Source organism: Variovorax sp. EL159 (assembly GCF_900100965.1).
In the GTDB taxonomy this organism is placed as follows: Bacteria; Pseudomonadota; Gammaproteobacteria; order Burkholderiales; family Burkholderiaceae_C; genus Variovorax.
Map to the genome: position 1 here is coordinate 64,441 of NZ_FMUJ01000011.1, position 26,541 is coordinate 90,981.

Annotated in this window: 29 protein-coding genes and 1 tRNA gene; 12 read left to right on the forward strand and 18 right to left on the reverse strand. The window is 67.7% G+C overall.

Annotated features, from left to right (window positions below; genetic code table 11):
• Positions 1-70: 70 nt before the first annotated feature.
• Positions 71-1,207, forward strand: a complete 1,137-nt coding sequence (locus BLQ28_RS31165) for a PilT/PilU family type 4a pilus ATPase (RefSeq protein WP_093247215.1) — start codon at positions 71-73, stop codon at positions 1,205-1,207.
• 33 nt (positions 1,208-1,240) lie between these two features.
• Here the strand turns inward: BLQ28_RS31165 and BLQ28_RS31170 are convergent, their stop codons facing one another.
• Both BLQ28_RS31170 and BLQ28_RS31175 read right to left on the reverse strand, forming a co-directional pair.
• Positions 1,241-2,794, reverse strand: a complete 1,554-nt coding sequence (locus tag BLQ28_RS31170) for an MFS transporter (RefSeq protein WP_093247216.1) — start codon at positions 2,792-2,794, stop codon at positions 1,241-1,243.
• A 58-nt stretch (positions 2,795-2,852) separates the two neighbouring features.
• Positions 2,853-3,335 (reverse strand): MerR family transcriptional regulator, encoded by a 483-nt coding sequence (locus BLQ28_RS31175; protein ID WP_093247217.1) that lies wholly within the window; start codon positions 3,333-3,335, stop codon positions 2,853-2,855.
• An 87-nt stretch (positions 3,336-3,422) separates the two neighbouring features.
• Between BLQ28_RS31175 and BLQ28_RS31180 the strand changes: the two genes are divergently transcribed.
• Complete coding sequence (locus BLQ28_RS31180) at positions 3,423-4,331, forward strand: NAD(P)-dependent oxidoreductase (RefSeq protein ID WP_093247218.1); 909 nt, start codon at positions 3,423-3,425, stop codon at positions 4,329-4,331.
• Positions 4,332-4,467: 136 nt separating this feature from the next.
• Here BLQ28_RS31180 and BLQ28_RS31185 read toward each other — a convergent pair whose 3' ends face one another.
• The 3 genes from BLQ28_RS31185 to BLQ28_RS31195 form a co-directional block, all read right to left on the reverse strand.
• Positions 4,468-5,265, reverse strand: coding sequence for a BON domain-containing protein (locus BLQ28_RS31185; protein ID WP_093247219.1), 798 nt, complete (start codon positions 5,263-5,265; stop codon positions 4,468-4,470).
• Positions 5,262-5,906 carry an SIS domain-containing protein gene (locus tag BLQ28_RS31190; RefSeq protein WP_093247220.1) on the reverse strand — a complete coding sequence of 215 codons (645 nt, stop codon included), beginning with the start codon at positions 5,904-5,906 and terminating at the stop codon, positions 5,262-5,264. The genes BLQ28_RS31185 and BLQ28_RS31190 overlap by 4 nt, the downstream gene beginning before the upstream one ends.
• Before the next feature lie 86 nt (positions 5,907-5,992).
• Complete coding sequence (locus tag BLQ28_RS31195) at positions 5,993-6,409, reverse strand: YraN family protein (RefSeq protein WP_371126724.1); 417 nt, start codon at positions 6,407-6,409, stop codon at positions 5,993-5,995.
• On the opposite strand from BLQ28_RS31195, the gene rsmI reads away from it, so the two are divergent.
• A complete protein-coding gene (rsmI, locus tag BLQ28_RS31200; RefSeq protein WP_093247222.1) occupies positions 6,409-7,365 on the forward strand; it encodes a 16S rRNA (cytidine(1402)-2'-O)-methyltransferase in 957 nt (318 codons plus the stop codon). The two genes, BLQ28_RS31195 and rsmI, sit on opposite strands and share 1 nt — an antisense overlap.
• Positions 7,366-7,371: 6 nt before the next feature.
• Here rsmI and BLQ28_RS31205 read toward each other — a convergent pair whose 3' ends face one another.
• Both BLQ28_RS31205 and BLQ28_RS31210 read right to left on the reverse strand, forming a co-directional pair.
• Entirely contained in the window at positions 7,372-7,923 is a 552-nt protein-coding gene (locus BLQ28_RS31205) for an RNA 2'-phosphotransferase (RefSeq protein WP_093247223.1), read from the reverse strand.
• Positions 7,920-8,840: a LysR family transcriptional regulator gene (locus tag BLQ28_RS31210; protein WP_093247224.1), complete on the reverse strand. Its 921-nt coding sequence runs from the start codon at positions 8,838-8,840 to the stop codon at positions 7,920-7,922. Before BLQ28_RS31210 ends, BLQ28_RS31205 begins: the two co-directional genes overlap by 4 nt.
• A gap of 96 nt (positions 8,841-8,936) precedes the next feature.
• On the opposite strand from BLQ28_RS31210, the gene BLQ28_RS31215 reads away from it, so the two are divergent.
• Positions 8,937-9,434 (forward strand): hypothetical protein, encoded by a 498-nt coding sequence (locus BLQ28_RS31215; protein WP_093247225.1) that lies wholly within the window; start codon positions 8,937-8,939, stop codon positions 9,432-9,434.
• 17 nt (positions 9,435-9,451) lie between these two features.
• On the opposite strand, the gene BLQ28_RS31220 is transcribed toward BLQ28_RS31215, so the two are convergent.
• The 3 genes from BLQ28_RS31220 to BLQ28_RS31230 all read right to left on the reverse strand — a co-directional run bounded on the left by BLQ28_RS31220 (position 9,452) and on the right by BLQ28_RS31230 (position 11,546).
• Positions 9,452-10,180, reverse strand: coding sequence for a glutathione S-transferase (locus tag BLQ28_RS31220; RefSeq protein ID WP_093247226.1), 729 nt, complete (start codon positions 10,178-10,180; stop codon positions 9,452-9,454).
• A gap of 63 nt (positions 10,181-10,243) precedes the next feature.
• A complete protein-coding gene (locus BLQ28_RS31225; RefSeq protein WP_093247227.1) occupies positions 10,244-10,597 on the reverse strand; it encodes an H-NS histone family protein in 354 nt (117 codons plus the stop codon).
• 133 nt (positions 10,598-10,730) lie between these two features.
• Positions 10,731-11,546 (reverse strand): sulfite exporter TauE/SafE family protein, encoded by an 816-nt coding sequence (locus BLQ28_RS31230; protein ID WP_176801285.1) that lies wholly within the window; start codon positions 11,544-11,546, stop codon positions 10,731-10,733.
• A gap of 122 nt (positions 11,547-11,668) precedes the next feature.
• Between BLQ28_RS31230 and BLQ28_RS31235 the strand changes: the two genes are divergently transcribed.
• The gene (locus BLQ28_RS31235) at positions 11,669-12,433 is read left to right on the forward strand and encodes an AraC family transcriptional regulator (protein ID WP_093247302.1); all 765 of its coding nucleotides are present in this window, start codon (positions 11,669-11,671) and stop codon (positions 12,431-12,433) included.
• Between the two features lie 43 nt (positions 12,434-12,476).
• On the opposite strand, the gene BLQ28_RS31240 is transcribed toward BLQ28_RS31235, so the two are convergent.
• The 3 genes from BLQ28_RS31240 to BLQ28_RS31250 form a co-directional block, all read right to left on the reverse strand.
• A complete protein-coding gene (locus BLQ28_RS31240; protein ID WP_093247229.1) occupies positions 12,477-12,704 on the reverse strand; it encodes a hypothetical protein in 228 nt (75 codons plus the stop codon).
• A gap of 52 nt (positions 12,705-12,756) precedes the next feature.
• Positions 12,757-12,831, reverse strand: a tRNA-Arg gene (locus BLQ28_RS31245).
• A gap of 42 nt (positions 12,832-12,873) precedes the next feature.
• Positions 12,874-13,557: a TetR family transcriptional regulator gene (locus BLQ28_RS31250; protein ID WP_093247230.1), complete on the reverse strand. Its 684-nt coding sequence runs from the start codon at positions 13,555-13,557 to the stop codon at positions 12,874-12,876.
• A gap of 177 nt (positions 13,558-13,734) precedes the next feature.
• Here BLQ28_RS31250 and BLQ28_RS31255 point away from each other — a divergent pair, with 177 nt between their 5' ends.
• From BLQ28_RS31255 to BLQ28_RS31270, 4 genes are all read left to right on the forward strand, one after another.
• Positions 13,735-15,039 (forward strand): efflux RND transporter periplasmic adaptor subunit, encoded by a 1,305-nt coding sequence (locus BLQ28_RS31255; RefSeq protein WP_093247231.1) that lies wholly within the window; start codon positions 13,735-13,737, stop codon positions 15,037-15,039.
• A gap of 16 nt (positions 15,040-15,055) precedes the next feature.
• Positions 15,056-18,220 (forward strand): efflux RND transporter permease subunit, encoded by a 3,165-nt coding sequence (locus BLQ28_RS31260; protein ID WP_093247232.1) that lies wholly within the window; start codon positions 15,056-15,058, stop codon positions 18,218-18,220.
• On the forward strand, positions 18,213-19,631 hold the full coding sequence (locus BLQ28_RS31265; RefSeq protein ID WP_093247233.1) for an efflux transporter outer membrane subunit: 1,419 nt from the start codon (positions 18,213-18,215) through the stop codon (positions 19,629-19,631). Before BLQ28_RS31260 ends, BLQ28_RS31265 begins: the two co-directional genes overlap by 8 nt.
• Positions 19,632-19,747: 116 nt before the next feature.
• A complete protein-coding gene (locus tag BLQ28_RS31270; RefSeq protein WP_093247234.1) occupies positions 19,748-20,389 on the forward strand; it encodes a c-type cytochrome in 642 nt (213 codons plus the stop codon).
• 67 nt (positions 20,390-20,456) lie between these two features.
• On the opposite strand, the gene BLQ28_RS31275 is transcribed toward BLQ28_RS31270, so the two are convergent.
• From BLQ28_RS31275 to BLQ28_RS31290, 4 genes are all read right to left on the reverse strand, one after another.
• Positions 20,457-21,014 (reverse strand): DUF2946 family protein, encoded by a 558-nt coding sequence (locus tag BLQ28_RS31275; protein ID WP_093247235.1) that lies wholly within the window; start codon positions 21,012-21,014, stop codon positions 20,457-20,459.
• 4 nt (positions 21,015-21,018) lie between these two features.
• Entirely contained in the window at positions 21,019-22,044 is a 1,026-nt protein-coding gene (locus BLQ28_RS31280; protein WP_176801286.1) for a YheT family hydrolase, read from the reverse strand.
• Between the two features lie 56 nt (positions 22,045-22,100).
• The gene (locus tag BLQ28_RS31285) at positions 22,101-22,553 is read right to left on the reverse strand and encodes a YybH family protein (protein WP_081266065.1); all 453 of its coding nucleotides are present in this window, start codon (positions 22,551-22,553) and stop codon (positions 22,101-22,103) included.
• Positions 22,554-22,797: 244 nt separating this feature from the next.
• Positions 22,798-23,559 (reverse strand): hypothetical protein, encoded by a 762-nt coding sequence (locus BLQ28_RS31290; RefSeq protein ID WP_093247237.1) that lies wholly within the window; start codon positions 23,557-23,559, stop codon positions 22,798-22,800.
• A gap of 47 nt (positions 23,560-23,606) precedes the next feature.
• On the opposite strand from BLQ28_RS31290, the gene BLQ28_RS31295 reads away from it, so the two are divergent.
• Genes BLQ28_RS31295 through BLQ28_RS31305 form a run of 3 tightly spaced genes read left to right on the forward strand, consistent with a single transcriptional unit; the run spans position 23,607 to position 25,670 of the window.
• Positions 23,607-24,206 carry a LemA family protein gene (locus BLQ28_RS31295; protein ID WP_371126725.1) on the forward strand — a complete coding sequence of 200 codons (600 nt, stop codon included), beginning with the start codon at positions 23,607-23,609 and terminating at the stop codon, positions 24,204-24,206.
• Between the two features lie 16 nt (positions 24,207-24,222).
• Complete coding sequence (locus BLQ28_RS31300) at positions 24,223-25,140, forward strand: TPM domain-containing protein (protein ID WP_176801287.1); 918 nt, start codon at positions 24,223-24,225, stop codon at positions 25,138-25,140.
• A 2-nt stretch (positions 25,141-25,142) separates the two neighbouring features.
• Positions 25,143-25,670, forward strand: a complete 528-nt coding sequence (locus BLQ28_RS31305; RefSeq protein WP_093247238.1) for a TPM domain-containing protein — start codon at positions 25,143-25,145, stop codon at positions 25,668-25,670.
• Positions 25,671-25,795: 125 nt separating this feature from the next.
• On the opposite strand, the gene pdeM is transcribed toward BLQ28_RS31305, so the two are convergent.
• Positions 25,796-26,446 carry a ligase-associated DNA damage response endonuclease PdeM gene (gene pdeM / locus BLQ28_RS31310; protein ID WP_371126727.1) on the reverse strand — a complete coding sequence of 217 codons (651 nt, stop codon included), beginning with the start codon at positions 26,444-26,446 and terminating at the stop codon, positions 25,796-25,798.
• Positions 26,447-26,541 lie beyond the last annotated feature (95 nt).

Here is a 26,541-nt window from a genome sequence, read left to right on the forward strand (position 1 = left end):
CGCGGCCGCCTTGGGGCGGCCCGGCGGTCGGCCGCCAGCGGACTCAATTTAGAAATCAAGGAGCGCTCTCATGGAACGCGATCAAGCCAGCCAGTTCATCAACGACCTGCTCAAGCTCATGGTGAGCCGCAATGGCAGCGACCTGTTCATCACCGCCGACTTTCCGCCGGCCATCAAGGTCGACGGCAAGGTCACCAAGGTGTCGCAGCAGGCGCTGGGCTCGCAGCACACGCTGGCGCTGACGCGCTCGGTCATGAACGACCGCCAGACGGCCGAGTTCGAGCGCACCAAGGAGTGCAACTTCGCGATCTCGCCGACCGGCATCGGCCGCTTCCGCGTGAACGCGTTCGTGCAGCAGGGCAAGGTCGGCATGGTGCTGCGGACGATTCCCGCGAAGCTGCCGACCATCGATGGCCTGGGCATGCCGCAGGTGCTGAAAGACGTGTCGATGACCAAGCGCGGCCTGTGCATCCTGGTGGGTGCCACGGGCTCGGGCAAGTCGACCACGCTGGCCGCGATGATCGATTGGCGCAACGAAAACTCCTTCGGCCACATCGTCACGGTGGAAGACCCGGTCGAGTTCGTGCACCCGCACAAGAACTGCGTGGTGACGCAGCGCGAAGTGGGCATCGACACCGACAGCTGGGAAGCGGCGCTGAAGAACACGCTGCGCCAGGCGCCCGACGTGATCCTGATGGGCGAAATCCGCGACCGCGAAACGATGGAGCACGCGGTGGCCTTCGCCGAAACCGGTCACCTGTGCATGGCCACGCTGCACGCCAACAGCGCCAACCAGGCGCTCGACCGGATCATCAACTTCTTCCCCGAAGAGCGCCGTGCTCAGTTGCTGATGGACCTGTCGCTGAACCTGCGCTCGCTGATCTCGCAACGGCTGGTGCCCACCGAAGACGGCCAGGGCCGCGTGGCGGCGGTCGAGGTGCTGCTGAACACGCCGCTGATCTCGGACCTGATCTTCAAGGGCGAAGTGGGCGAGATCAAGGAGATCATGAAGAAGAGCCGCAACCTGGGCATGCAGACCTTCGACCAGGCGCTGTTCGACCTGTTCGAGAGCCACTCGATCACCTTCGAGGACGCGCTGCGCAATGCCGACTCGGCCAACGACCTGCGGCTGCAGATCAAGCTCAACAGCCAGCGCGCGCGCAGCACCGACTTGGCGGCGGGCACGGAGCACTTCGCGATCGTCTGACCCGACCGGGCCGGCGCGGTTGATTGCGCCGCGCTAGTCGATCTGCCGCTGCCAAGCGGCGAAGACACCGGCCACCAACGCAATCACCGCCATCGCGGTGAACCCGTCGAGCGAGGCCATGAAGGTGGCCTGCTGTTCGAGCGTGCGCCACAGCATGCCCAGCGCCATCGCATGCGCCTCGCCCGCCGAATGCCCCGCTGCCGCAAAGCCATGCGTGAGCGATTCCAGCGCCTGCATGAAGCTGGCATTCGCAGGGTTAGCCGATTCGCTCAGCCGCACCTCGTGCAGCGCCAGCCGGTGCTGCTGCAATGCGATCACGCTCGATGTCGCGAATGAAATCGCAAGCTGCCGAACGAGGTTCTTGAGCCGGTAGCCGTGCGCGAACTCTTCGGCCGCGAAGGGGCGAAAGGTGAGGTTGGCCACCGGCAGCACGACGAACAACATCAGCAGCCCGCGCAGCAACAGCGGCCCCAGCAAGGCTTCGCGGCCCACCTGCGGCGTGACCCGCGACAGCCACCACGCCGCCAGCGCCGCAATGCCGAAGCCCGTGACGATGAGCCACTTCTTGCGCGTGAGCAGCGCCGAATAGCGCAGGTAGACGAACACCAGCAGCCCCGTCGCCAGCGATGCCGCGCCCGTGAAGTAGCCGGTGTTGCCGACGGTGAAACCAAGGCCGCCCTCCATCAGCCGGGGCAGCAGGTAGCTGAAGCCCGTCGACAGGTAGTAGTAGACGACGTACAGCGCCAACCCGACCCGGAAGGACGCGTTGCGCAACGCATGCAGTCGCACCAGCGGCGCCGGGTGCTGCCACTGCTGGTAGCCGAACCACGCGAGCCCCACCACGCCCACGATCGTCAGGCCGATCAGCGCGGGCGAGCCGGTGAAAAGCTCGAAGTGCGAGCGCGTCAGCACCACCTGCAGCGCGGCCTGCGCGAGCGCGAAGACGAGGTAGGCGACGTAGTGCGGCTCGGTGCGTTCGTGCGGCTCGACGTCGCCGATGTCGGGCAAGGTCCAGAGCACCAGCAGGCCGATCAGCGCCGCGGCCGGCGCGGTGCTCGCGAACAGCCAGCGCCAGTCGAAATTGGTGACGAGAAAGGCGCCCACGATCGGCGCCAGCGCACCACCGAAGACGATCAGCACCATGAAGGCCTTCAGCGCCTTGGCACGGCGCGCCGGCGGAATGCCGATCTGGATCAGGATGCGGCAGGCACCCAGCATGGGCCCGACGAAGTAGCCCTGCACCGCGCGCGCCAAGGTCAGTTGCGCGGAGCTGTCGCACAGCGCCGCACCCACGCCACCGGCCGCGAAGGCGAACATGCAGATCGCCAGGTAGCGCCGGTAGCCCAGCCGCTCGACCCACGCATGCTGGTGCAGGATGCCGAGCACGGCGCCCAGCGCGTACGCGCTCGAGGCCCACACCAGTTCGTCGGGCGAGGCGTTGACGCCACCGGCGATGTAGCTCGCGAAGAAGGCGAACAGGGCGTTGTCGAAATAGTCGATGGCCGTGACGAGGCCGATGGCCCAGGGCAGCAGCGCGACCGCGACGCTGCTGCCGCGCGAAGGCCATGCCAGGGCCGGAGAGGTCATTCGAAAGCCTCCGTGCCGTGCACGATGGCACCAGCGCCTTCGGGCGGCCTTGCGGTGTTCATGGCGCCGGCCGCTCCTTGCGCCGGCTTTCGAGCGCCTCTTCGACCGGCTCGCCGGCCAGGCGGCGCTCGACATAGTCGAGGTCGCGCCGCAACTGCGCCTGCAGCGCGCCCGCTTCCTTGAGCTCGCGACGCACCTGGGCCACGCGCGCGTCGAGCGTTTCCAGTTGCCCGGTCAGCGTTTCGCGCAGTGTCTTGAGCGACGCGTTCGACAACCGTGGCCGCCCGCCCTCGGCCGGCGCCTCCATCGGCTGCTGCAGCATCGCGGTGATGGCGGTGAGCGAAAAGCCCAGCGAACGCATGCGCAGCACGCGCGCCAGCTTGTCGAGATCGGCCTGCTCATACAGGCGGTAGCCGCCCTCGCTGCGCACCGGCACCACGATGCCCAGTTCTTCGTAGTACTTGAGCGTGCGCGGCGTGACGTCGAGCCGTGCGGCGGCATCGCGCACGGTGATGGTCTTGGCGGGGTTCGGCTCGGTCATGACGGGGCGATTCTACCCAAACCTGCACGTTCACGTACAGGTTTGGTGCATCCCATCGCTCGCGGAATGGCTTTAAGCTCCTGCCCCATGAGCAGCATCAACACCCGAACCTACGAATCCATCCCCGCGCAGACGGTGGCCTTTCTTGGCCTCGGCGTCATGGGCGGGCCCATGGCCGGCCACCTGGCCAAGGCCGGCCACAGCGTGACGGTCTACAACCGCACGCCCGCCAAGGCGCAGGCCTGGGCTGCCGAATTCGGCGCGCCCGGCCGCCATGCCCCGACGCCGCGCGAAGCGGCCGCCGGCGCCAGCATCGTGTTCTGCTGCGTCGGCAACGACGACGACCTGCGCTCGGTGGTGCTGGGCGACGACGGCGCCTTCGCCGGCATGGCGAAGGGCGCGGTGTTCGTCGACCACACGACGGCATCGGCCGACGTGGCGCGCGAACTGTCGAAGGCGGCGCAGGCGCTGGGCCTGCACTTCATCGATGCGCCGGTGTCGGGTGGACAGGCCGGTGCGCAGAACGGCGCACTGACCGTGATGTGCGGCGGTGAAGCCGCCGTGTTCGAGCGCATCAAGCCGGTGGCCATGGCGTTCTCGCGCGCGGTCACGCTGCTGGGCGAGAGCGGCGCCGGCCAGCTCGCAAAGATGGTGAACCAGATCGCCATCGCGGGCCTGGTACAGGGCCTGTCGGAAGCCATTGCCTTCGGCCAGCGCGCCGGGCTCGACATGGAAGCGGTGCTGGGCGTCATCAGCAAGGGCGCCGCACAGAGCTGGCAGATGGAAAACCGCGGCAAGACGATGATCGAAGGCAAGTTCGACTATGGCTTTGCGGTCGACTGGATGCGCAAGGACCTGGGCCTGGTGCTGGACGAAGCCAAGCGCAACGGTGCGCGCGTGCCGGTGACGGCGCTGGTCGACCAGTTCTATGCCGACGTGCAGCAGGCCGGCGGCCAGCGCTGGGACACGTCCAGCCTCATCACCCGACTTAAATAGGCTCGCCCCCAAGCCTCGCGCACTTCGTGTCGCTGCGCCCCCCTACCGGGGGCAACACCTGAGGCCCGGCGAAGCCGGTTCCTCGGTGTTTCAAAAAAGGCCGGGCTGCGCCGGCCGTTGCTTCATTGCTGCTGGATCAGCGCACGGGGGTTGTTGTCGCACCGCCGGCGGGCTGCGTCGAAGTTCCGCCCGATGGCAGCGGCGCCATCGGCGGGAGCGGAACGCGCGACGATGACGACGAGGCCGGAATGGTTTGCGGCGGCGCGGGCGTGGCCGGGACCGACGAAGTCACCGGTGCGCCGGTGCCACCAGCCTGCGACTGGCTGGCAAGGTCGGCCTCGCTGACGATCTCGACCACGCGCACCACCTTCACGACACCGGCCACGCCGCGCGTGATCTCGGTCGCGCGGTCGGTCTCGCGACGGGTGGCGATGCCCATCAGGTAGACCACGCCGCGTTCGGTCACGACCTTGAACGAGTTGGCGAAGATGTCCTTGGCATCGAGCAGCGAAGCCTTGACCTTGCCGGTGACGTAGAGGTCGTTCGAGCGGTCCTGGAAGGTGCTCGGGGTGCCGATGGTGAGTTCGTTGACCACCGAGCGCACGTTGTCGACGCGCAGCACTGCCTCTTCGACCTTGCGGCGGTCGGCGTCGTTGCCCACCGCACCGGTCAGCAGCACCTGGCGGTTGTAGCTGGTGACGCTCACGTACATCTGGTCGTTGGCCATGTCGCGCACACGGGCAGCGGCGCGCAGCTCGATGCCCTGGTCATCGAGTTGGGCACCCGAGCTGCGGCGATCGGTCGCCAGCAGGCCCACGCCCACCGCGGCGCCGCCCACCACGAGCGGAACGCAGGCGGAAAGACCGGCGACCAGTGCGGCACCCATGGTGAGTGCAATGGCGAAACGCTGGATCGGTGTCGTCGTCATGGTCATGAGGAAATTTCCTGTTCTCCGAGTAACTGGGCGTCCACACCATCGCACAGGCAATGCAGCGCGAGCAGGTGGACTTCGTGGATGCGCGCCGCACGCTCGTGCGGGACGCTGATCTGGACATCGGTTTCGCGCAGCGCGCGGCCGATGACGCCGCCGGTGCCGCTGCTGCCCGCGCCCGGTGCCGAAGGCGGGCCCGAGACCGCGTTGCCCAGCAGGGCGACCACGGTCATGTCGCGTTCGTGCGCGGCCATCACGGCGGCAAGCACCGCGGCAGATTGGCCGCTCGCGCTCAGTGCCAGCAGCACGTCGCCAGCCTGGCCGAGCGCGCGCACCTGGCGGGCGAAGCGGTCGGCATCGATGGCGTTGGCGCTGTCGGCATTGGGGTCGGTGGTGTCGCCAGGCAGCGCGATGGCGCCCAGCTCGGGGCGCTCGCGTTCGAAGCGGCCGACGAACTGCGCGGCGAACTGCGCCGCCAGCAGACCCGACACACCCGCACCGCAGGCCAGCACCTTGCCACCGCTGGTCACGCAGGCCAGGATGGCCTGCATTGCCTGGGAGATGGGTTTGCTGAGGACCGGTCCGGTCTGGTATTTGAGGTCGGCACTGTCGATGAAGTGCTGCTGAATACGTTGCTCGAGCATGTGGCGGGATGATAACTGGGGGTTGTGAAACAAGACGTGTGAGTTGTGGAGCCTTCAGCAAGGCTTCAGTTCCCGCATGAAGCGGGTCAGCCGGCGTCGAACGCGGCCTGCAACCAGGTGATTTTCTCCTCGACCAGCACCACGTCGAAACGACAAGGCGGCACCGTGCGCAACTGGTTCAGGTAGTGCCGCGCGGCGAACACGATGCGCCGCTGCTTCAGCCCGGTGATGCTGCCGCCCGCGCCGCCATGCGCGCCCGAGCTGCGCTGGCGGACCTCGACGAACACCAGCGTGCCACCACCGGCGCCACGCGGATCGCGCATGATCAGGTCGATCTCGCCACCGCCTCGTCCGGGCGTTCGATAATTGCGCGCGACCAGCACCAGGCCGGCGTTGTTCAGATGGTCGAGCGCGGCGTCTTCCGCCGCATCGCCACGATGCTTCGTTGTGATGGTCTTCATGCTCCCTGCCGTCTTCTTGTTTGTATTTCCGGAGAAACCCATTGGCTTCACTCGCACCCGCCTCTTTCGGCGCCGCCCTCGCGGCCGCGCATGACGCCGCGGGTGCGCAGCATTATCCGCAGGCCACGCTCTACGTGGTCGCCACGCCCATCGGCAACCTGGCCGACATCACGCTGCGTGCGCTGCATGTGCTGCAACTGGTGGACGTGATCGCCTGCGAGGACACGCGCCACACGCAGAGCCTGCTGCGCGCCTACGGCATCGACCGGCCGGGCGCCCGGCTGCTGGCCGTGCACCAGCACAACGAGGCCGAGGCGGCGCAAACGGTGGTTTCGCGGCTCGCGCAAGGCGAGCGCATCGCCTACGTCAGCGACGCCGGCACGCCCGGCGTGAGCGACCCCGGCGCCCGGCTGGCCGCGGCCGTGCGCGCGGCGGGGCAGCGCGTGCTGCCGCTGCCGGGCGCGAGCAGCGTCACCACGCTGATCGGTGCCGCCGGGCTCGTGGCCGATGGCGGCGACGGCAACGCAAGCAGCGCCTTCGTCTTCGCCGGCTTCCTGCCGAGCAAGGCCGGCGAACGCGACACCGCCGTGCAGTCGCTGTCGCAGGAACCGCGCGCCGTCGTGTTGCTGGAAGCCCCGCACCGCATCGAAAGCCTGGCACGCGCGCTCGCCACGCTGGGCGAGCGCCGCATCACCGTGGGCCGCGAACTTACGAAACAGTTCGAGGAAATCGCGACCGTGGCGGCCAGCGCCCTGCCCGACTGGTTCGGGGCCGACCGCGACCGCACGCGCGGCGAATTCGCGCTGGTGCTGCATCCGGTGGCTGTGTCGGGCGATGGTGGCGCGGAGGGCGAACGCGTGTTGCGCCTGCTGCTGGCCGAGCTGCCAGTGAAGACCGCGGTGCGGCTCGCGGCGGAGATCAGTGGATCGCCGCGCAATGCGCTCTACGAAACCGCACTGCGCATCCGCAACGATGCGCAGGACGCGGACGACGAATAGTCCGCGCTACGACGTCTCATCGGATTCCGACAGGAACCCCGGCGGCACGGACTCCGTCAGCCACACCCCGTTCTCCGCACGATGGAACGCATGGCCCAGCGCATGCATGCGGCCCGCGTCGACCCGCAGCACATGCGCCTTGCCATGGCGCTGCCCCACCTGCACGGCAGTGGCCTCGTCGGCCGACAGGTGCACGTGCTGCCGCGCGCCAGGCAGCAAACCCTGCACGCGAATGGACACGAGAAAGCGCGTCGCCGTGCCATGAAAGAGCCATGCCGGAGGCGCCACCGACTCGAAGCTGCGCCTGACCTGCAGCGTGGAATGGCCTTGCAAGGCGCGAATGCGCAGCCCGTCCGCCGGCAGCTCGTAGCGCTTCTTCGCGCCTGAGATCGCCGCAAGCGCAACCGCCGGCCGCGTCAGGCCGCGCCCGCTGGCGACGGCGCCCGCAACCAGCGCGTCGATGTCGGCCCAGCCTTCCGCATCGAGCTGCAGGCCGATGGATTCGGGCGCATGCCGCAGCACATAGGCGATGAACTTGCTGGCGTCCTCAGGGGTCATGACGCTCTTCTTCCGGCCGGTCGAAGAGCGGCCTGCCAATGGTCGCCTTCCGCGATCAGGGCGTCCATGAGCCGTTGCACATGCGGTGTCGGCGCCCTGTCGGCCGCGTGGAAGACGTGGTACTCGAGCGGCGGATAGCCGTGCAACGGAATCGCCACCAGCCCCTTGGGCATCCGGCAGCATGCGTTGACCACCGTCAGGCCGAAGCCCAGTTGGGCAAAGCGCAGCATCAGCTCCCAGCCGTTGGCCTCGAGCGAAGGCTGCCAGGGCACCGACTCGGCCTGCAGCAGCCGTCCGAGCAGTTCGCGATGCGGCTTGCCGGCCGGCGGCACGATCAGCTGCGCCCCTTTCAGATCCCGCAGGCGCACCGACTTGCGCGAAGCCAGTGCATGCGCACGCGGCACGACCAGCACCTGCCCCACGACTGTCAGCCGCACGGCATGCAGGTCGGCAGGCACCGTGCCGAGCGGTGCGATGCCCAGTTGCGCCTGACCGGCACGCACCGCCTGGATCGACTCGTCCCGGTTGCGCGTCAGCAATTGCAGGTGCGGCGATGCACCGGGACCCGAGAACTGCGACAGTGCCTTGCCCAGCAGGTAGAGGTAGGCGCCCTCGCCCGCCGCCAGCGTGACGGCCGGGTTGTCGCTGCCCGCGGCGATTCCCTTGACGAAGCGGCGGTTCAGCGCGAGCAGCTCCCGCGCATGCCGGGCAACCTGCTCGCCCGTGGGCGTGAGTTCGAGCGCACTGCCCACCCGCAGGTACAGCCGGGCATCGAGCTGCTCGGAGAGCTTGCGCACCTTGGCATGCAGCGCAGGCTGGCTGATGTGCAGCAGGCGCGCCGACTCGCTGAAATTCAGCGTGTCGGCAAACACGGCAAACGACTGCAGCGCATCGAGGTTGGTGCGGGGGATGTCCATCTATCCATTTTATGGATAGCACTTCCAATATCAGTAGTTCCTGGTGATGGGCTTCATTTCTACGATCCGCCTGCTCAAACACACAAGGAACAAGAAATGAAGAACACCCCACACATTCCCCGCCTCGGCATCGACATCGGCCGTGTGCTGATCGCGGCCGAAGGTGCCAACGGCGCGGACACCGCTTTCATCGGAGGCTCGCTGAACGACGCGCTGAACACGCCACCCTACGAAGGCATGTTCGACGCCGTGGCCCCGTTGGTGAAGAAGTTCGAAGGCCGCGTCTGGCTGGTCTCGAAATGCGGGCCGAGCGTGCAGGCCAAGAGCCGTGCGTGGCTGCTGCACCATCGCTTCTTCGAGCGGACAGGCATGGCACCGGGCAACCTGCGCTTCTGCCTCCAACGGCCCCAGAAGGCCGACCATTGCCGCGAGTTGGGCATCACGCATTTCATCGATGACCGCGCCGACGTGCTGCATCACCTGAAGGGCATCGTGCCGAACCGCTACCTGTTCGGCCCGCAACGCAAGCCGGTGATGGACACGAACCTCGTGCTGCTGCCGGCCTGGAAGGACGCGGCGGCACTCGTCAACTGAGGGCCGAGGCCGTGGTGCTAGCCATCCAGCTCCGCATACCGCCTGAAGATCCCGTCTTCATTGAACGCGATGCGGCGCGGGCTTTGCAGATAGTCGTGCACACGCTGGCGGCGCCTGACGTTGGCGTGCAGCTTCTCGACCGCCGGCGTCGCGGCCAGCGCCCTTGCCGTGGCCTTCGGAAATGCGTAGTGCAGCCCGTCCACCAGCTGGAACAGCGAAAGATCGGCATAGGTCAGCGTGTCGCCGACCAGATGCAGGTCGCCCGCGGGATTGCGCTGCAGCACCTGCTCGAACCAGTTCAAAAATTTTGGAATGCGTTCTTCGCGAAAGGCCCGTGCACGCTGCACGGCGGCATCGCGCTGGTCTTCGTAATAGGCACCGGTCGAGATGGGGTGGTGCGTGTCGTGCGCCTCGGCCACCGCATCGGCGATGGTGAGCTGCAGTTGATGGGTCCACAGCCCATCGGACTCGCCGACGCCCGACAGGCCGAGCCGCGGCCCGAGGTACAGCAGGATCGCGGCGGTCTGCCCCACCACGATGTCGCCATCGACGAGGAACGGCGGCGCGAAGGCGGGACGCGCGTTGTTGGGATCGCCGAGACGGCGGCCCAGTGCCGATTCGCCTCCGCCGCCGGACGCGGGCAGGCGCGCGACATCGACATAGTCGGCACCGGCCGCTTCGAGCGCGAGCCGCACGAATTCACCGCGGCCCTGGATGGTGGGCCAGTAATGGAGTTGGTATGGCATGCGGCCATGGTGTCAGGGTCGGCAGGCCCCCGCAACCCGTCTGGCCGAAGCGTCGACTTTCGACTACGCGGCGAGATCCGCGGGCGTCTTGCCGCTTTCGAGCGCCGCCTTGAACCATGCGGGACGCGGACCACGGCCACCCCAGACGTTGCCCTGGTCGTCCTTGAAGCGGGGCGCGGCGGCGGACTTCGCGGCAGCCTTCTTCGCACCCTTGCGCCTGGCCACGGGCGCGGCCGATGCCTTGGAGGCCCGGGGCTTGCGCGTGCCCACGCCCAGTTCTTCGGCCGTGAAGCCGTACACCGCGATCGCTTCCTTGATGCGGGCCAGCACACCGGCTGCTTCTTTCTTTCTCAGCGTGTCTGCTTCTTTTTGGAGTTGGGCGATCTGCTTTTGCACCTGAAGATAGGTCTTGGTCATTGCTTGCGTCGTTGTTGGGGGAAGCCAGCGGTGCTTATACACAGATCGGACACACAGCCGGTCATCTTTAGAAATCGTGTTCACATTGTTACCAACCTGACGATGCAGTGGCAAGCGACGCCCCGGCAGCCATTCAACGCAGCGCCATGCCGGCCAGCACCGCGAGCAGCAACGCCAGGTAGACCCACGTGTGCACGCGGTCCGGAATACGGCCGATCAGCGGCGCGGCGGCGCGAATGCCCACCAGCGAGCCCACGACCAGGGCGCCGAACGCGGGCACGTCCACATAGCCGACATGCCACCCTTGCAGCGATGAAGTCGAGCGCCATGCCAACGCCATGTAGGTCGCGGTGCCGGCCAGCGCGATCGGAAGCGACAGCGGGTTCGCCATGGCTGTCGCGCGCGTCATGTCGATGCCGCGCCGGCGCATCAGCGGCACGGTCATGACGCTGCCGCCCACCCCGAGGAATGCGGCGATGAGGCCGATGACGACGCTGCCGAACGCGGTACCGGCGCGCGACGGCGAACGTATCGCATCCGGCGCGGCGCGCGTCAGGAAGCCGGGGCGCAGCAGGCAGTCGAGGATCGTCGCGCCCAGGTAGGCGACGAAAGCCCAGCGCACGAACTCGCCATCGGCCGAGACGGCAGCCGCCGCCCCCACGACGGCGCCGAGGCCGATGAAGCCCAGCAGCGGCCGGACCTGCGTCCAGTCGAGCGTGCCGGCACGCTGGTGCCGCCGGGTCGCGAGCAGCGCGCCAACGATCATCACGCAGGTCGAGGTCGCGACCGCGATGTGCATGGCCGACCGGCCGATGTCGCTGTCCGCGCCGTGGGCCGCGATCAGGGCTCGATAGAGCAAGGGAACCACCACGAAGCCGCCGCCGAAACCGAACAGCACGGTGGTGACGCCCGCCAGGCAACCAAAGCCGGCGAGCACGAGATAGATCAGCACGAAGCGCCTCCTGAAGACAGACATTGAAGAAGGCCTTCACGATAGATTCGTACCGTGTGGCTCGCTTGCGCAGCTGGGCCAATAATGTTTTCATTTCGGCCAACCGATTCCTGCCCGCCATGCGCAACATCCCGCTCGACTCCGTGGACGCCATCGACCGGCCGGTGCTGGCCATCGGCACCGACTACCCGCCGAACACGCTGCTGCACACGCACAGCCACCGGCGCGCGCAGTTCCTGTATGGCGCCACGGGCGTAATGGAAGTCGGCACCGACGACGGTGCGTGGGTCGTGCCGCCGCAGCGGGGCGTGTGGATTCCAGCCGGCAAGCCGCACCGCGTGCGCATGATGGGCGTGAGCACGCGCAGCCTCTACATCGAACCGCGCGCGGTGCCGCGCAAGGGCGACCAATGCGAGGTGCTGAATGTGTCGCCCCTGCTGCGCCAGTTGCTGATGGAGGCGATCGAACTGCCGGCCGCCTACGAACGGCAGGGGCGCGACGGCACCTTGATGCGGCTTGTGCTGCACGAAGTGGCGCGCGCGCAAGCCTTGCCGTTGCATGTGCCGCTGCCCCGCGACCCGGCCCTGGCCAGGCTCTGCGTGGCGTTTCTTCACCAACCCGACATCCACGCCACGCCGGCGATGTGGGCCGCGCAGTTGAACGTGAGCGAACGCACCTTCAGCCGCCGCTTCAGCCTTGAAATCGGCATGGCCTTCGGCAAGTGGCGCCAGCGCGCCTGCGTGCTGGTCGCCCTGTCGCGGCTTGCCGAAGGACAGGCGGTGACCGTGGTCGCGCTGGACCTGGGCTACGACAGTCCGGGTGCGTTCTCGACGATGTTTCGCAAGACGCTGGGGCGGTCACCCTCGCATTTCGTCATGTCCTGAGGCGCCAGAGGAAAGCAAGAGCGCGGCGAGCCGGCGGGCCCGCTCACCAGAATTTCCACCAGGCGCGCTTGGCCTCGCGCAACGCGAGCGGGCGGGTGTCGAGGTCGGCGGCCTGGGTGGGGATGATCGAGTCCCCCGTGCGCCGCCGCAATTCGGTTTCAAAGGCATGTGCAATGCCGCGCGCCTGCTTCTCGCCGCGCAAGGCCCGGCGACGCCATTCGGCGGCATGCGCTGCGAGGCTGGCCTCGTCCAGATCAGTCAACTCCGTCATGGGTGGGGAAAGAAAAAAACCGGAAGCCTTTGAGAGCTTCCGGTTTGGTATGTGGTCCCGCCGCCAGGAATCGAACCTGGATCTCAGCCTTCGGAGGGCCGAATTCTATCCGTTGAAATACAGCGAGAGAGGGGGTCCGGCAAGCACCGGAGCCACACATTATCGCCTATCAGGCGACGGTCGTTTCGGCGTCGTCCGCGACTGCGATGTGAAGCGACGTCCGGACGAAGCCAAGCCCTTCGAAATAGACGCGCAACGAGTGCCTTCCCATCGGCACGAGGTCGAAGGCCTCGGGGTCGAGCAGCCAGTTCTGGATGAGCCCGCTGATGAGCGCATGCAGGCCCTGCGCCGCCGCATAGCTGGGCACGGGCAGGCGGATGCGATTGCGGCGCGCGGCCAGCTGCAGGGCTTTTTCGAAGTCGGCCACGCAGGCATTGCGCGCATCGAGATGGCGCTGCTGTACCGAGGCCATGTCGTGCGTGTACTCGACCTTGTGGGTCGCCACGTCGAACACGCGGCGCACCTGCGGGTCGGTGGTCATGAGGGTCAGCGCGTGGATCATGCCCTCCTCGATCTCGGCCAGCGGATCGTCGGCGGTGGTGGCCGCGGTGGATGCGCAGATGGCCTTCGGCCCGGCTTCGAGCGGCAGGATGACCCGCTCCATCATCGCGTTGAACAGGTCGGCCTTGTCTTTGAAGTGCCAGTAAATGGCACCACGCGTCGCGCCCGCCTGCTGCGCGATCTGCTGCAACGAGGTCTGCGAAACACCTTGCGCCTGAAACAGCAGCTCCGCGGCATCGAGCAATCGATGCCGCGTGGCCAGTGCTTCTTCCTTCGTACGACGTGCCACCAAGTCTCCTGTTTTGTAAAGACAACGCCCCTTCCGCATCGTGGGGCCATTGAGCGTTGTCACTATACATCCATGAATGTATGTAGACTACCGGGCTTCCCCGATGGCCCGGCTACTTATGCTGGCTTCCCGTTCGCACCGCGAACGCGCCATCTCCCGTCTTCGCTTCAAAGGAATCGCATGCCTCTCCTGCATGTTTCGCGTCAATCGTCCTTTTCGCCGCGTCTCGCGACCGTGGCCGCCGTCGTTCTGCTGGTCCTCGCGGGCTGCGGCAAGAGCGACGCGCCAGCCGGCCCCGGCGGTGGTGGCGGTGGCGCTCATCCAGCGCCCGAGGTGGGCGTGGTGGTGGCTGCGCCGACCGATGTCGGCCTCGTGACCGAACTGCCGGGCCGCCTCGAGGCTTCGCGCATTGCCCAGGTTCGCGCCCGCGCCTCGGGCATCCTGCTCAAGCGCGAATTCCGCGAAGGCAGCGACGTGAAGGCCGGCCAACTGTTGTTCCGCATCGACCCGGCACCGCTGGTGGCCGCTTCGCAGAACGCCCAGGCCACCCTGGCCCGCGCCGAAGCCAACGCCGTCCAGGCCAAGGCCCTGGCCGACCGCTACAAGCCGCTGGTCGAAGCCAATGCCGTGAGCAAGCAGGAATACGCCACCGCCGTGGCTTCCTACAAGACAGCTGAAGCCGACGTGGCCGCCGGCCGCGCTGCCGTGCAGACCGCCAAGATCAACCTCGGCTACGCCGACGTGACCTCACCCATCGCGGGCCGCATCGGCCGCGCCCTCGTGACCGAAGGCGCGCTGGTCGGCCAGAGCGACGCCACCGAGCTGGCCGTGGTGCAGCAGATCAACCCGCTGTACGTGAACTTCACGCAGTCGGCCTCCGACGCCATGAAGCTGCGCCGCGCAGTGGCCGCAGGCCAGTACAAGCGCGCGAGCGGCGAAGAGGCCGCAACCATCCGCGTGGTGCTGGAAGACGGCACCGACTATCCGCTCGAAGGCAAGCTGCTGTTCTCCGACCTCACGGTCGACTCCACCACCGGCCAGGTCACGCTGCGCGCCGAAGTGCCCAACCCCAAGGGCGAGCTGCTGCCGGGCCTCTACGTTCGCGTGAAGCTCGAACAGGCGCAGGCCACCAACGCGATCACGCTGCCGCAGCAAGCCGTCACGCGCACCCAGCAGGGCGACACCGTGTCGGTGGTCGACAAGGACGGCAAGATCAGCAAGCGCACCGTGAAGATCAGCGCCGCCAAGGACAACCAGTGGGTGGTGCTCGATGGCCTGAAGGCCGGCGAGCAGGTGATGGTCGACGGCTTCCAGAAGCTGCAGATGATGCCGCCCGGCACGCCGGTGAAGGCCGTGCCGTGGACCAAGCCGAACCCGGCTGCCGCGGCCCAACCCACGACATCGGCTGCTCCGGCAGCCCCGGCGGCGGCCGCCGCCGCGAAGCCGGCTGCTGAGCCGGCACCGGCCACGGCCGAGAAGAAGTAATCAGGAGCGCGCCCGCATGGCCAAATTTTTTATCGACCGCCCGATCTTTGCCTGGGTGATCGCACTGTTCATCCTGGTGATGGGCGGTGTGGCAATCACCCAGCTGCCGATCTCGCAGTACCCGCCGGTGGCACCGCCCGCCATCGTGATCAACGTCGCCTACCCCGGCGCCTCGGCCCAGACGCTCGAGGACAGCGTGCTGTCCGTCATCGAGCGTGAAATGAACGGCTCGCCGGGCCTGATCTACATGGAATCGGTGGCCCAGGCCGACGGCACCGGCTCCATCACGATCAGCTTCGAGGCCGGCACCAACGACGACCTCGCGCAGGTGGACGTGCAGAACCGGCTGTCGCGCGCAACACCGCGCCTGCCGGCTGCCGTGACGCAGCAGGGTGTGCGCGTGGACAAGTCGCGCAACAACTTCCTGATGTTCGTGATGCTGTCTTCGGACAACCCGAATTTCGACCCGGTGGCACTCGGCGACTACGCGGCACGCAACGTCGTGCCCGAGCTGCAGCGCGTCGTCGGCGTGGGCCAGGCCCAGCTGTTCGGCTCCGAAAACGCGATGCGCATCTGGATCGACCCGGCCAAGCTGCAGGGCTTCAACCTGTCGCCGACCGACGTCAACAACGCGATCCGCGCCCAGAACGCGCAGGTGTCTTCCGGCACCATCGGCGACCTGCCGAACATTCCTGGCCAGGCCATCGCGGCCACCGTGGTCGTGAACGGCCAGCTCGCCAACGTCGACCAGTTCAAGGACATCGTCCTGCGTGCCAACACCGACGGCTCGACCGTACGGCTGAAGGACGTCGCGCGCGTCGAGCTCGGCGGCCAGTCGTATGCCACCTCGGCGCGCCTGAACGGCGTGCCGGCGGTCGGTGTCGGTATCCAGCCCACGCCCAACGGCAACGCGCTGCAGTCGGCCAAGGCGATCCGCGCCAAGATGGCCGAACTCGAGCGCTACTTCCCGCAAGGCGTGAAGTGGGCCATTCCGTACGACAGCTCGCGCTTCGTGCAGATCTCGATCTCCGAAGTGGTCAAGACGCTGCTGGAAGCCGTGGCACTGGTGTTCGTGGTGATGTTCCTGTTCCTGCAGAACTGGCGCTACACAATCATCCCGACCATCGTGGTGCCTATCGCGCTGCTCGGTACCTTTGCCACCCTGCTCGCGCTGGGCTTCTCGATCAACGTGCTGACCATGTTCGGCATGGTGCTGGTGATCGGTATCGTGGTGGACGATGCCATCGTGGTGGTCGAGAACGTCGAGCGCATCATGAGCGAAGAGGGGCTGTCGCCGCTCGAAGCCACGCGCAAGGCGATGCGGCAGATTTCCGGCGCCATCATCGGCGTGACGGTGGTGCTGATCTCGGTGTTCGTGCCGCTCGCGTTCTTCGCGGGTTCGACCGGCAACATCTACCGCCAGTTCTCGGCGGTGATGGTGGCCTCGATCGCCTTCTCGGCCTTCATGGCGCTGTCGCTCACGCCGGCGCTGTGCGCCACGCTGCTCAAGCCCGTCGAAGCCGGCCACCACCACGAGAAGACCGGCTTCTTCGGCTGGTTCAACCGCGGTTTCGCGCGCACGGCCAAGGGCTATGAAGGCATGGTCGCGCGCATCCTGCGCCGCGCCGCACGCTACCTGGTGATCTACATCGCGATCATCGGCGCGGTGGTGTTCACCTACACCCGCCTGCCGAGTTCGTTCCTGCCGGAAGAAGACCAGGGCAACATCATCGTCAACGTGCAGTTGCCGCCGGGTGCGACGCAAGAGCGTGCGCTGTCGGTCATGCAGCAGGTCGAAGGCTTCATCATGAAGCAGCCTGAAGTGCAGAGCATCGTGGGCGTGATGGGCTTCAGCTTCTCGGGCCAGGGCCAGAACGCCGGCCTCGCCTTCGTGACGCTGAAGGACTGGTCGGAGCGCAAGGACCCGGCCCACTCGGCCAGCGCGCTCGCCGGCCGTGCCTTCGGTGCGCTCTCGGGCATCCGCGACGCCTTCATCTACCCGCTGAGCCCGCCGCCCATTCCTGAACTGGGCAATGCCAGCGGCTTCAGCTTCCGCCTGCAAGACCGTTCGGGCGCGGGCCACGAGGCGCTGATCAACGCACGCAACCAGCTGCTGGGCATGGCTTCGCAGAGCAAGGTGCTCGCGCAGGTTCGCCCCGACGGCCTGGAAGACGCGCCGCAGCTGCAGATCGACATCGACCGCGACAAGGCCAACGCCCTGGGCGTGAGCTTCGACGCGATCAATGCCACGCTGTCGACCGGCCTGGGTTCGAGCTACATCAACGACTTCCCGAACCGCGGCCGCCTGCAGCGCGTGGTGGTGCAGGCCGATGCGCCGGCCCGCATGCAGCCCGACGACCTGCTCAAGCTGAACGCCAGCAACACGCAGGGCCAGCCGGTGCCGCTGTCGGCCTTCGCAACCACCAAGTGGGTGACAGGCGCGACGCAGACCGTGCGCTACAACGGCTACCCCGCGATCCGCATCAGCGGCGACGCAGCCCCGGGCTTCAGCACGGGTGCCGCGATGGCCGAGATGGAAAAGCTCGCTTCGCAGCTGCCGCAAGGCTTCGGCTTCGAGTGGACCGGCCAGTCACGTGAAGAAAAGCTCGCGGGCTCGCAGGCCATCGTGCTGTACGGCTTCGCGATCCTGGCGGTGTTCCTCTGCCTGGCCGCGCTGTACGAGAGCTGGTCGATCCCGCTGTCGGTGATCCTGGTGGTGCCGCTCGGCGTGCTGGGCGTGCTGGTGGCGACGATGCTGCGCGCCTATTCGAACGACGTGTACTTCCAGGTGGGGCTGATCACCATCATCGGCCTCTCCGCGAAGAACGCGATTCTGATCATCGAGTTCGCGAAGGACCTGCAGGCGCAAGGCAAGGGCATCATCGAATCGGCCCTGGCCGCCGCCCACCTGCGTTTCCGCCCGATCATCATGACCTCGCTGGCCTTCGGCCTGGGCGTAGTGCCGCTGGTGATCGCCTCGGGTGCCGGCTCTGCCAGCCAGCGTGCCATCGGCACCGGCGTGCTGGGCGGCATGGTGACGGGCACGGCGCTCGCGGTGATCTTCGTGCCGGTGTTCTTCGTGGTCGTGCGTACCTTGTTCAAGGGCAGCGCGCGCCAGCACGAAGCCGACAAGCGGCATGCGGAAGCCGCCGGCATCACGGAAGAGAAAGCACATGACTAAGAAACTGATTCCCACAGCCCTGGCCGCCGCGATGCTGCTGGCCGGCTGCTCGCTGATTCCGATCTACGAGCGCCCCGCCGCGCCGGTGCCGACCACCTACCCGGGTGACCCGGCGCAACCGGCCGGCCAGGCTTCGGCCTCGCTGCCCTGGCAGGACTTCTTTGCCGACCCGCGGCTGGCGGGCCTGATCCAGACCGCGCTCGCCAACAACCGCGACCTGCGCGTGTCGGTGCTCAACATCGAGCAGGCGCGCGCGCAGTTCCAGATCGAGCGCTCCAACCTCTTCCCGGCCCTGGGGCTGACGGGCAGCGGCTCGCGCTCGAGCCCCAACTCGCTGCAAGGCGTCGACGGAATGGGCAGCGTGGCATCGCAGTACAGCGTCAACTTCGGCTTCACGGCCTGGGAGCTGGACTTCTTCGGCCGCATCCGCGCGCTGAAAGACCAGGCGCTGTCGCAATACCTGGCCACCGAAGAAACGCGCAAGGCCGTGCAGATCAGCCTGATCGCATCGGTCGCCAATGGCTGGCTCACGCTGCTGGCCGACGACGAGCTGCTCGAACTCACGCGCCAGACGATGGTCACGCGCGACGAGTCGGTGCGCCTGACCAAGATGCGCTTCGACAACGGCGTGTCGTCGGAACTCGACTTCCAGGCCGCGAACTCGCTCGCTGAAACGGCACGCGCCGCCTACGCGCAGCAACAGCGCGCGCGCCTGCAGGACGAAAACGCGCTGGCACTGCTGCTGGGCGCACCGGTACCGCCCGAAGCCACGGCAGGCGGCGCCAAGGGCCTGGACGGCATCAAGCCGATGCCCGACGTGCCTGCCGGCCTGCCTTCGGACCTGCTGGCCGAGCGGCCCGACATCCGCGCGGCAGAGCAGCAGCTGATTGCGGCCAACGCCAACATCGGCGCGGCGCGCGCGAACTTCTTCCCGCGCGTCTCGCTGACCAGCGGCATCGGCACTGCCAGCACCGAGTTCTCGGGCCTGTTCGACCGTGGCTCCAAGGCCTGGTCCTTCGCGCCGACGGTCACGCTGACGATCTTCGATGCGGGTAGCAACTTCGCCACGCTCAACTCGGCGAAGGCCGGGCGCGAGATCGCCGTGGCGCAGTACGAGAAGTCGGTACAGACCGCCTTCCGTGAAGTGGCCGATGCGCTCGCGGGCCGCGCCACGCTGGGCGAGCAGGTGCGCGCACAGCGTGCGCAGGCCGATGCCGAAGCCGTGCGCTTCAAGCTCTCCGACCTGCGCTATCGCAACGGCATCGCCAGCGCGCTCGACCTGCTCGACGCACAGCGCTCGTTGTTCACGGCGCAGCAATCAGCGGTCAACGTGCGCCTGCTGCAACTGCAGAACCAGGTCACGCTGTACAAGACGCTGGGTGGCGGCTGGGCCACACGCGACAAGGGTTGAGACGCCTCGGCGTCCGATATCGGGAGGCCAATTGCCCGCTGGGGCAAGGGGCCTCTCTATAATCGCCGGTTGGTTAGAGACAAGCCCCCCGACGAGCCCCCGATTTTGAGGACGCCATGAGCGCAGACCCGCATAACCAGGCCACAGAAGAAGCCCATACCGGGCCGATCAAGAACCCGAAGCAGCTGCTGCTGGCGGTATTTTTCTCCTTCATTGCCCCGATCCTGATCATCGTGGGTCTTGTCTCCTACGTGGTCTCGGGCACCAAGCCCGCCGGCACCGCGGAAGGCGACAACATGGCGCTCTACGGGGTGACCAAAGAAGCACGCGACCGCGAAGTGGCCGAGCGCCTCAAGAAGGTCGGCGCCATCGAGATCCGCGACGCCAACCGCCCGCTCGCGACCGGCGAGGCCGTCTTCAAGGCCCAGTGCGTCACCTGCCACGGCGCGCCCGGCATTCCCGGCGCACCTCACCTGAGCGATGCCGCGGCCTGGGGCCCACGCATCGGCCAAGGCTACGCCACCCTCCTCGAACACGCCCTGAAGGGCAAGGGCGCCATGCCCGCCCAGGGCGGCGGCGACTTCGAAGACCTCGAAGTGGGCCGTGCCGTGGTCTACATGGCGAACGCCGGCGGCGCCAAGTTCCCGGTGCCCGATCGTCCGGCTGCCGCGGCACCCGCCGAAGGTGCCTCGGATGCAGCCCCTGCGACCCCGACCGCCGCAGCGGCGCCTGCCGCCAGCGCGCCCGCAGCCAACTGAGCGCGATCGCTCCAATCAAAAAGCCGGCCCAGCGCCGGCTTTTTTCATGGTCGCGTCGAACCGCGAGCTATTGTTTTGATAGCGACACGGCGGCGGCGTGATGTTCCGCCGGACTCAGCACATGCCCGAAGCGGCCAGGCAGTTCGCTGGCCTGCACCGCTTCAGGCGTCCAGAGGCCCCGCTCGATGGCTTCGGCCGCGATGCCCACGTCCTGCGTGTGAACCAGCCCGAGACCGATCGGCGCAACCAGATAGAGCAGGCCTTCCTCGTCGAGCAGGCAGGCGGACACCTCGGCCACCTGGCCCGAATGGGCCGTGACCGTGAAGCCACCGCCCTCCTCGGCCACGCGCCACACCAGCGGTGCGGCCTCCAGCTCCACATAGACGCGCTGCGGCCCGTTCTGGAAGAACCACTGCCCTTCGTCGTCGTGCTCGTAGTTGCGATGAATGAAGTCGATCAGCTTGTCGTGCCGCAGCATCGAGCCCTTGGCCACGCGGAACGGGCCCTGGGCCTGGGTGCGGTCGTCGCGCATGTACCAGTTGCCGCGCGCGTCGAGGCCGAGCCAGCCGTAGCAGTCGGGCACGTTGGGCCATTTGGCGAGTGCTTGTTTGACGATGTCGTCCATGGCGTCATTCTCCCGCCGGTTGCGCGCTCGGGCCGTCAGCCAATGCGCCGCCATGCACCTGCAGCCAGGAACCGACCCGCTCCGGCATGCCGCGTACATGCCCGGGCGGCAGCCCCATCGGAAAGCCCACGTGCCCGCCATGCGCGGGCTGCCACAGCGTGACATGCGCACCAACCTCGCCGGGGCGCGGCAGGCTGCTTGCAGGAATGAACGGATCGTTGCGGGCGTTCACCACCAGCGCGGGCACGCGGATGCGGCTCAGGTGCGGCTTGGCCGAGCCCCGGGCCCAGTAGTCGTCGGCATCGCGAAAGCCGTGCAACGGCGCAGTGAAGACGTCGTCGAAGGCGTAGAGGTCGCGTGCGGCGAGCAGCCGGTCGCGATCGAACAGCCCCGGAAACTGCGCCAGCTTGGCCAGCGCCTTGGGCTTCATCGTCGCAAGGAACATCCGCGTGTAGACCAGCCGGTTGAAACCCCGGCCGATGGCATCGCCACCCGCCGCGAGGTCGAGCGGCGCGCACACCGAGGCCACCGCGCTCACCACGCTGGCTGCCGCGTCGCCGGCTTCGCAGGCCCAGCGCATCAACGCATTGCCGCCGAGCGACACGCCCGCCGCCAGCACCGGGCCGCCGCCGCGCTGCGCGTGCTGTTCGCGCATGCGCGCCAGGATCCAGCCGATTTCTTCGAAGTCACCCGAGTGATAGGCGCGTGGCGCCAGGTTCATCTCGCCGCTGCAGCCGCGGAAGTGCGGCACCGCGAACGCCATGCCGCGCGACGCGGCGAAGTCTGCAAAGGCCTCGGCGTAGTGGCTGCGCGAAGAGCCTTCGAGGCCATGGAACAGCACCAGCAGCGGCGCCTTCGATGCCGATGCGGGCGCATCGACGAAATCGACGTCGACGAAATCGCCATCGGGCGCGGTCCAGCGCTCGCGGCGATAGACCGGCGCCGGCCCGTCGAAGCGCCTTGCATACAGCGCCGGCCAGATGGTCTGCAGGTTGCCGCCGGGCAGCCAGCGCGGCGCCATGTAATCCATCGCCGACTGGGGCGACGAGGAAGTGGCGGGGGAAGAAGAAAGAACGGCGGAAGACATCAATGCAGGGTCTGGGGCGGATCGTTCGCGTCGTCGGGCTCGCGCGCGCTGCCGGGGCTTGCATGGTGCGCCACCAGCCGCCAACCCTGCGCGGTCTTGTGATAGACGTTGGTGGCCAGCACGAAGGCGTGGCGCGGGCCTTCGGCCGTGAGCACCTCGATGCGCTCCAGCACGTTGTGCACTGCGCTCGCCAAAGACTCGATCTTGCGCACCCGCGCCGGTGTGGCGTGGATCGCGCCATTGCCGAACATCTGCTCGAAGGCCGCGCGGATCGCCACGGCCCCCACGAGGCGCGGGCCGCCGGGGTGCACGCAGAACACCTCGTCTTCGTCGGCCCAGCAGGCCATCAACGCATCGATGTCGCCGCGTTGCAGCGCTTCGTAGAAGGCGGCTTCGACGTCATCGGCAGTACCGCCGATGGCCGCGGCGGCGCGGAGTGGTGTCTTGGGCATGGCGTGATTTTGCCGCGCCGTCCGTGACGCCGGCACTGCACCGCGTGAATCAAGCCTGTATCGCGCTGCCGGAATCGATTCGATTCGGTCAAGACAAGACGATCTAACCGGCTTAACCCATTGATCTGAAAGGAATTGGCAGCCTGGCACGGCACATGCCGAGGGCTTCACGAACCGCTACAGGAGCCCTTTCGCGAGCATCGGCATCTTTGTCTCAGTCGGCAGGCAGTAGCCGGCGGCCTCGCTAACCCGCCTGGCCCAGCCAACGCTGCGCCACCGCTTGCATCTCGCTGCCCTGCGAGGCCTGCCACACCAACTCAGGCGCCGCCACGTGCACGCCTTCGGGCGCGATGCGCAAGGCCAGGTCGAGCAGCTCCGCCACCTTCGACGCGCGCACCGGCTGCTCGCTGCTCGGCACCATGAAGCGCACGACGGACAGCATCCACGCGGCCAGCCGCTCGGCCGGGTTCGCGAACTTCGCATTCGCCGGCTTGCGCGCCGAGCGCACGAGGATCACGCGTTCGAAGCCGTTCGCCACCACCGCCTGTTCGTCCAGGCTCGCGAGCCCGCGCTTGAGCGCCTCGGGCAGCCGGCCCTGGTCGTGCGGCTGCACGATGGCCAGCGTGCGCACACCGCAGGCACGCAGCCAGCGCGAGAGTTCCGGCAGGTCGGACGGCGCGGGCACCCACAGCGCACGTTCGCGCTCGTGATACATGCGCGGCGGATCGAAGGCGATGACCGCCGTGTCGGCCGAGGTCAACGGCCATTGCGCGATCGGCAGGCCGGGGCTCAGGTAGGTCTCGACGCCACGCAGCCCGTCGCGGATCGGCTCGCGTGCCAGCACGCGGGCATGGGCAAAGCGGTGGCTGCCCGCCAGCCGGCGCAGCAACTCCTGGCCCAGGGCGCCGGTCGCACCGGCAATGAGCAGCGTGCCGTCGGTGCTTGCGACGACGGGCGGCGGCGCGCGGTTCGCTGCCTGCAGGGCCTGTAGAGGATCGAGGGACATAGAGCCATCTATGCTAACTTCCGGCTCTTCTAGCGGAGGTAATGCAAATGATGATGAAGCGCTGGCTCTTGATTCTCGTGGCGGTCCTGTCCCTGAGCGGCTGCGGCTACAACCAGTTCCAGGCACTCGACGAGGCCAGCAAATCGGCCTGGAGCGAGGTGCTCAACCAGTACCAGCGGCGCGCCGACCTCGTGCCCAACATCGTCGCCACCGTGAAGGGCGAGGCCAGCTTCGAGCAGGACACGCTCACCAAGGTGATCGAGGCGCGTGCCAAGGCAACCTCGATCCAGGTGACGCCCGAGACGCTCAACAACCCCGAGGCTTTCCAGAAATTCCAGCAGGCGCAGGGCGAGCTCTCGTCGGCACTGTCGCGGCTGATGGCGGTGTCGGAACGCTACCCCGACCTCAAGGCCAACCAGGCGTTTCGCGATCTGCGCGTGACGCTCGAAGGCACCGAGAACCGCATCACCGTGGCGCGCAACCGCTACATCGAAAGCGTGCAGGAGTACAACGTGCTCGCGCGCAGCTTCCCGACCAACATCACGGCCAAGATCTTCAGCTACGCACCGAAGCCCAACTTCTCGGTGCAGAACGAGGCGCAGATTTCCACGCCGCCCACGGTCGACTTCAGCGCACCGAAGAAGTAAGCCGCGCCCGATGGCCATGGATGCTGCACTGCTGATGCTACGTCGCGCGCTGGCCGCGGTCTTCCTGACAGTCATCGCCTGGGCAAGCCTGCCGGCGCTGGCACAGCAAGGGCTCGTGCCGGTGCCCGCGCTCACGGCGCGGGTGATCGACCAGACTGGCACGCTCGACAGCGCGCAGCGCAACGGCCTCGAAACCAAACTCGCCGCGTTCGAGCAGCGCAAGGGTTCGCAGATCGTGGTGCTGATGGTGCCGACGACGCAGCCCGAAGACATCGCCAGCTTCACCCAGCGCGTGGGCGATGCCTGGAAGATCGGCCGCAAGGGCGTGGGCGACGGCCTGCTGGTGGTGGTGGCGAAGAACGACCGCCAGATGCGCATCGCGACCGCCAAGACGCTCGAAGGCGCGGTGCCCGACCTGGCGGCGGTGCGCATCATCGACGAAGAAATGAAGCCGCGCTTTCGCAACAACGATTTCGCGGGCGGGCTGAATGCGGCGGTGGACCGGCTCATCGGGCTGGTCGACGGCGAGCCGCTGCCGGAGCCTTCGCGCGACACGGGCAATGCCAGCGGCGGCAATGGCGGCTTCGACTGGGAAAACCTCGCGATCTTCCTGTTCGTCGGCGTTTTCGTCGGCGCGCCCATCGTGCGCGCGGTGCTGGGCCAGAAACTGGGCGCGCTCGTCATGGGCGGCGGCATCGGCGTGGTGGCCTTCTTTCTCACGACCAGCCTGGTCATCGCGGCGATTGCCGGGTTGATCGCGCTGGTGGCCTCTTTCGTCGTCGGCACCGGCAGGCTTGGTGGCGGCGGTGGGGGTGGCTGGGGCGGTGGTGGCGGCGGAGGCTGGGGTGGCGGCGGCCGAGGTGGCGGCGGGGGCGGTTTCAGCTCCGGCGGCGGTGGCAATTTCGGCGGCGGCGGTGCCTCCGGAGGTTGGTGAACATGGCAAGCGACGCAACGCTGTTTTCAAAGCTCGGCCGCATCTGGCGCCATCGCTGGATCGACGAGGCCGCCGTTCGCCATGCGCTGCCGGCCGATGCGCTGCAACGCCTCGGGGGCCGCGTGGCCGCGAGCGAGCGCCGGCACAGCGGCGAGATCCGCCTGTGCGTCGAAGCCGGCCTGCCGATGTCGTACCTGTGGCGCCATGCACCCGCGCGGGAACGCGCCGTGATGCTGTTCGGCAAGCTGCGCGTGTGGGACACGGCACACAACAACGGCGTGTTGATCTACCTGCTGCTGGCCGAACACGCGATCGAGATCGTGGCCGACCGCGGCATCCACGCGCGCGTGGGCGAGGCCGAATGGGCCGCGATGACGCAGCGCATGGGCGCGGCGTTTCGCGAGGGCCGCTTCGAAGATGGGCTCACGCAGGCACTGGAAGAGATTTCGGCCCTGCTGGTCGAGCACTTTCCGCTGGGTGAGAACGAAGTCAACGTGAACGAATTGCCCGACGAGCCTGTGGTGCTCTGAGCCTTGTCCTGTGTCTTTCTCCCTCCCCTCCCGGGGGAGGGGAGGGGTGGGGGCAAGCGGCGTAGCCATCGGGCGCTCTGCCTGCCCACATCCCAGCCTTCCCCCAGAGGGGGAAGGGGCAAGAGTCAATCGGCCACCGGCAGCGCCCACACGGTCGAACCACCCACCGCATAGAAACGCCGTCCCGGCGCTGGCGCCATCACCAATCCCCCCGTGAATTCGCCAAAAGCCGGCAGCACGGCCTGCTGCGCATCGCTTACGAAGCAGGGCAAGCGCATGCTGTCATGCCCGCGGCCGTAGAGCCTGCAAGCCGGATGCAGATGCCCCGCCAGCACGAAGTGCGTCGCATGCGATTGCGGATGGTGGCAACAGGCGAAAGGCCCCAGCAGAAAGGGCTCGTCGACCACGTCGATGTCCAGTGTGTCCGGCGGATCGCCCGCGCGGCTGTCGTGGTTGCCGCGCACCAGCGTCATCGCGACGCCCGCATGCCGCGCGCGCCAGTCTTCCACGGTGGCGAGCACGGTGCGCGCCTGCGCCGCGTGCAGGAAGTCGCCCAGAAACACGACGCGCTGCGGTGCATGCCGCGCGATCAGCGCATCGAGCCGCGACAGATTTTCCAGCGTGGTGCCGCCCGGCACCGGCTGGCCCAGCGCCCGGTAGGTGGCCGCCTTGCCCAGATGCAGGTCGGCCACGAACAGCACGCGCGCACCGGGCCACCAGAGCGCGCGCTCGGGCAGCAGTTGCAGCAGCTCATCCGCCCAATGGACCGAGAGCAGCGACGCGGAAGATTGCGGGGAAGTCACGGGCTGGCAGTGTCGCAAAAGGCGCAGGTGCTGGCGACCGGCTTGCAATTGGCCCCGGTGGCCCCCAG